This window comes from Brevundimonas sp. (assembly GCF_031082345.1).
Taxonomy (GTDB): domain Bacteria; phylum Pseudomonadota; class Alphaproteobacteria; order Caulobacterales; family Caulobacteraceae; genus Brevundimonas.
In genome coordinates this window covers 1-1146 of sequence record NZ_JAVHLH010000405.1, presented here as the reverse complement: position 1 = coordinate 1146, position 1146 = coordinate 1, and the positions used below count along the sequence as shown (strand labels likewise).

1 protein-coding gene is annotated in these 1146 nt (G+C 73.6%); it reads left to right on the top strand.

The window, feature by feature from the left end:
* Positions 1 to 1146: Mur ligase family protein (gene murF / locus RDU12_RS15795; RefSeq protein WP_308685628.1), on the top strand; the 1146-nt coding region annotated here is incomplete at both ends.

Sequence of the window (1146 nt, the reverse complement as noted above, 5' to 3'; positions counted from 1 at the left end):
TGAGGTCGTGGGGATCACCTACAACAGCCGCGAGATCGTGCCCGGCGACCTGTTCCTGGCCCTGAAGGGCGCGCGCGACGGCCATGACTTCGCCGCCGCCGCCTTCGCCGCCGGCGCGGCCGGGGCGATTGTGGAACATCCGGTCGAGGGCGGACCGTCCGTCGTGGTGGCCGACACCCTGCGGGCGCTGGAGGCCCTCGGCGTCGCCTCGCGCGAGCGCAGCCCGCAGGTGCGCCGGGGCGCGGTCACCGGCTCGGTCGGCAAGACCAGCGTGACCCAGGCGATCAAGGCCGGCCTCGACCTGGCCGGGCCCGCCCACGCCTCGATCAAGAGCTACAACAACCACATCGGCGTGCCGTTGACCCTGGCCCGGATGCCCCGCTCGACCGCCCGCGCCGTGTTCGAGATCGGCATGAACGCGCCCGGTGAAATCGCCCCCCTGTCGAAGATGGTGCGGCCGCACGCGGCCTGCGTCACCACGGTCGGGCCGGTGCATATCGAGGCCTTCGCCGAGGGCGAGGCCGGGGTGGCGAAGGAAAAGGCGGCCATCTTCGAGGGCCTGGCGCCCGACGGCGTCGCGGTTCTGAACGGAGACGTCGGCTTCGCCACGGTGCTGGACGCCGCCGCCCGCAAGGCCGGGGCGCGCCTCGCCGTCTTCGGCGCCTCGCCCGGCCATGACGCCCGCCTGCTGGACTTCGTTCCCGGCCCCGAGGGCGCGCGGGTCAAGGCCGAGTTCCATGGCCGGCCGCTGGACTTCACCCTGCGACAGTCGGGCTTCCACTGGGGCCTGAACAGCCTGTGCGTGCTGCTGATGCTTGAGGCGCTGGACGTGCCGCTGGAGACCGGCCTGGCCGCCCTCGCCGACTTCGAGCCGCTGGCGGGCCGCGGCCAGACCTCGGTGGTCAAGGCGGCGGGCGGGGCCTTCACCCTGATCGACGAGAGCTACAACGCCAATCCGCTGTCGATGGCCGCCGGCTTCCGCAGCCTCGGGGCCAAGCCGGTCGGGCCGGGGGCCCGGCGCGTCGTGGTGCTGACCGACATGCTGGAGCTGGGCGACCAGTCGCGCGCCCTGCACGAGGGGCTGGCCGCGCCGATCGCCGCCGCCGGCCTCGATCTGGTCCATTCCGCCGGGCCGGAGATGAAGCG